The following is a 4,440-nucleotide window of genomic DNA, read 5'->3' on the forward strand; positions in this document are numbered from 1 at the left end:
GCCATAGTTGGGAACCACCAACCTTGAGACATGACGCCCCAAACCATCACAGGGAAGGGTATAACAAATAGTAATAAAATTAATTTCTTACGTGTAGTAAATGTTTGTTGCTGATTATCATGCTCCATGACAGACCATTGTTGATTAAATGTATCTTTATCTTCATAACTATATGAGGCTTCAGGGTTCTTTTTAATCTTTTTACAGTACCAATAGAGGTAACCTATAACAAACATGGCTCCGATAATACAACCGGCAACACGCCAGTACAATCCTTCAGCAAAAGTTGTACCAGCTGCATTAGAAGCGATAACCACTGAAAATGGATTGATTGTTGAGAATGTTGATCCCATAGAACTCGCCAAAAAGATAGCTCCTACACAAACAATAGAATCATATCCCATTGCGATAAATATAGGGACAAGAATAGGGTAGAAGGCTACAGCTTCTTCTTCTATACCACATAGTGTTCCACCAAGTACCATTAATATAGAAACAAAGAAGATTAAAAGAAATTCTCTCCCTTTTGTCTTTTGAGTTAATGCGAGAAGTCCGGATTCAAAAGCACCACTCGCTTGAACAACACCAATTAAACCACCTAGTATAAGTATAAAGACCATAATATCAGCAGCTTCAATTGTTCCGTTAACCATGCTACTTGTAATGTCAGTTAATTTAGCAGGATGTTGATCTAAACGTTCATAAGTATTTGGAATAGAAACAGGCTTATTAATCGCACCTGAAGTGAACTGATTAATATCAATTTTGACACCCATTTTGTCTAATTCCTGTTGTGTTGCTTTATGTGTTTCAACTTTACCTTGAGGATTTTCGACCTTTAATGAGTGATCTTCATAAGATAATTTTGAATACGAACCTGCTGGAATCATCCAAGTTGCTAATACAGCTAAAATGGTTAAAATGAATAAAATTGCAAAGGCACCAGGCATTTTCAACTTGAACTTTCTCTTAGGTGAAGATGTATGCTTTTCTTTTTTTATTTGTTCTGCTTTCATAAAATCTCCTCCTACCCAAATTCTATATTGATGAATTATTATAAATAAATATGCATTTAATTCCAAACAATTTAAGCATAACATGGATAGAGATAAACAGTGAGGAAAATTTAACATTTATGAGCAAATATTTATAAATTTAAAAATTTGTAAAAAATAGAGGATAAGACTTTAACTTAGTATAAAAGTAAGAGACTATAAGAAATTATGAATAAGAATATATTATTAATATGACTGACAAAGTCTTTTTTTAAAGATAAGTAAGTTTGAAGTTTGTATACTAATTACTTATTAAAAACAATAACAACCTAATACAAGGGTGTAAATGTCACTATTGTACTGGTTGTTATATTGATATCCTAACTAGGATTGAATATATCTTTTCAAATGTTTGGCAGTTACGGATTGTTCTATATCTAGTAATCCTTTTGGCTCACCACTATATAGTAATTGTCCGCCCTTATCGCCAGCATAAGGGCCAATATCTATAAACCAATCCGCTTGAGTCATCATTGTTAAATTATGTTCAATTAAAATAACGGTATTACCTTCTTCAATTAAATGGTTAAAGCATTCAATTAAAATGGGCAGGTCATCTTCATGAAGTCCAGTAGTGGGCTCATCAAAAATAAATATCGCATCATGTACAGTTTCTGTTAAATATTTACTTAATTTAACACGTTGAATTTCACCACCAGACAATGTATCAAGGGACTGTCCAAGTGTCATATAATACAATCCAGTGTTGGCTAGGGCTTGTAAAGGTTGCACAATATGATTGTCATCTTTAAATTTCTCAATAGCTTCTTGAACTGTTAAAGATAAAATATCTGCAATAGAATAGCCATTTACTTTAGCTTCAAGCACTTCAGGACGATATCTTGTACCACCGCACATTTCACATGTTTGAGAAAAATCGGGCATAAATGCTAATTCAGTTTTAATAACTCCTTTACCATGACACTCTGGGCATGCACCTTCTGAATTATAACTAAACATACTTTTCTTTAAGCCAGTTTGCTCACTAAAGAACGCTCTTACATCATCAAAGATATTTAAATAAGTTAGTAGATTCGAACGGTTTGAAGCATGAGCAGGCTTCTGATCGATAAATATAGCTTGCTCATCTTTTTCAAATGCTGTTGTAATTAAAGAACTTTTACCAGAACCAGCTACGCCTGTAACAACAGTCATCGCATATTTAGGTAATTGAGTCGTAATATGTTGTAAATTATTTTTAGAAATATCCTTAATATCTAACATATCAGATGATACTCTTATATTTTCTTTTAGATTATGAGAGCGATGCAACGCTTGTCCAGTACTCGTACTAGATTTAAGTAAGTCTTGGTAACTACCTTCAAAAGTAATTTGTCCGCCATCTTTACCGGCTAATGGCCCAATATCGATAACATGGTCGGCAGTTTTAATGACATCAGGGTCATGTTCTACGACGAGTACTGTATTTCCTTTGTCTTTTAAAGATTGAATTAAATCATTAATTCGTTGAATATCTTCAGGATGCAGTCCAACACTTGGTTCATCAATAATATAAACTAAATCGCTCAATGGACTGTTGAGATGACGAATAAGTTTGATACGTTGCGATTCACCACCAGATAATGACGTGGTTTCACGAGATAAAGTTAGATAATTGAGACCTACATAACTAAGTGATTCAAGCTGTTTTTTTAACGGTTCGATAATTACTTGTGCTTTAGTAGAATGAATCTTATGTAAAAAGTCTAACGCATCATCAATTTGTAAATCAGTAAAATCAGCAATATTCATACCATTAATTTTACAACTTAGTACTTTATCATTGAGACGTTTACCATGACAATCTGGGCATGCACGTTTATGAACAACACGTTCTATATCTTTAGCAAATCTTTTTTTCTCAAAATTATCATTTAGTAAAAATGAGCGTCTGAATCTATGAATTAAACCTTCAAATTTTGCGGTTCTGGGCCAATTAGAAGGAGGATTTTTAAGTTTTGTTGGTTCAGTATATAAAAGTGTATCTAATTCTTCCTTAGTATAATCTTTTAACTTTTTATCGTTATCAAACAGTCCAGTATATAAATAACGTTTCCCTCTCCAACTATCAGGTCGGAAAGATGGAAAATTGATAGCATCTTCATTTAAAGATTTGTCAAAATCAATTAATTCATTTAAATCAATATCCTCTACATAACCTAAGCCTGAACAAGTTTCGCACATACCTTTTGTATTGTTAAAGGAAAAGACATCAGAATAACCTACAAATGGTTCTCCTATACGTGACCATAATAAACGCACTGATGCATAAATATCAGAAATCGTCCCAACTGTGGAACGAGAATTTCCTCCTAATCGTTTTTGATTAATAATCATTGAAACAGGTAAGTTTTGAATTTGATCAACATCAGGTTTTGAAAATTGACTCAATTGATGTTGTATATAACTTGAATAGGTCTCATTGAGTAAACGCTCAGATTCAGCTGCTAGTGTATTAAATACTAAAGAAGACTTACCGGAGCCAGACCTCCCTGTAAAAACTGTAAGTTGATGTTTAGGAATAGTAACATCAATATCTTTTAAATTATTTTGTTTGGCGCCAACGACTTTAATATCTGACATATGCCTTCACCTCTTAGTCGACTTTACCCTAAAATTGATATCCAACTCGTTTAATGTTTGTATTTTAAGATTAACTATTAATATATAAAGTATATCTAGGTAAAAAATAAAAATTATATAAAATTGGAATTGATGATTGACTTTTTGTACAAAAATTCGTAACATTTTAATAAATAACCAGTTAAAGTAAGCGTTGGTTTTAATGTAAAAAGGATTTTTTATTTTAATGCTTTTGAAAGCGCTTACTATTAAATGAGAAAGGATGGTCATTATGAAAGCTTGGTTTACTAAACTATTTGAATTTTTACCACGTGCAATCATTAATTTATTTATCTAGTCACATAGAATTGATTTGAAAATTAAAAATAAAATAGAGGTGCTGAATATGAAAAATAGAGAAAATAAATATAGTATTCGTAAATTTAGCGTAGGAACATCATCGATTTTAATTGCAGCCTTATTATTTATCGGTGGCGGTTCTGCACAAGCAGCTGAAAATCAAGATCAGGGAAATCTAGATTCTGAAGCTAAACAAGCACAATCTATTGGGGAACAACATGGGAATGATGTTAAAGATGAACAATTAAATCAATCTAGTGAATCAAAAAATAATAATGATAATGTTGAAGTACAGAATAATAATAAAAATGAAGAAGTAAAATCAAATTTACATAATGAATCATCTGTTGAGTTAAAAAATAATAATACAAATGAACAAAGAGTAGACAAAGAAGTAGATCCGGAATACAACAAAGCAGACAAAGAGAAGCAAGTCGACCCGGAATACAACAAAGCAGATAAA

Annotated in this window: 3 protein-coding genes; 1 reads left to right on the plus strand and 2 read right to left on the minus strand. The window is 31.9% G+C overall.

All coding sequences use genetic code 11. The features are described from left to right. Together HMPREF3125_RS08770 and HMPREF3125_RS08775 are read right to left on the minus strand one after the other, a co-directional pair. A partial coding sequence (locus HMPREF3125_RS08770; protein WP_070453264.1) for a YfcC family protein occupies positions 1–1,016 on the minus strand: 1,016 nt, incomplete at its 3' end. A 363-nt stretch (positions 1,017–1,379) separates the two neighbouring features. Next, a complete protein-coding gene (locus tag HMPREF3125_RS08775; RefSeq protein WP_070453267.1) occupies positions 1,380–3,638 on the minus strand; it encodes an ATP-binding cassette domain-containing protein in 2,259 nt (752 codons plus the stop codon). A 385-nt stretch (positions 3,639–4,023) separates the two neighbouring features. Here HMPREF3125_RS08775 and HMPREF3125_RS08780 point away from each other — a divergent pair. Continuing rightward, positions 4,024–4,440 (plus strand): YSIRK-type signal peptide-containing protein (locus tag HMPREF3125_RS08780; protein ID WP_256278090.1); only part of this gene is annotated, 417 nt, incomplete at its 3' end.

This window comes from Staphylococcus sp. HMSC13A10 (assembly GCF_001808005.1).
Taxonomy (GTDB): domain Bacteria; phylum Bacillota; class Bacilli; order Staphylococcales; family Staphylococcaceae; genus Staphylococcus; species Staphylococcus pasteuri.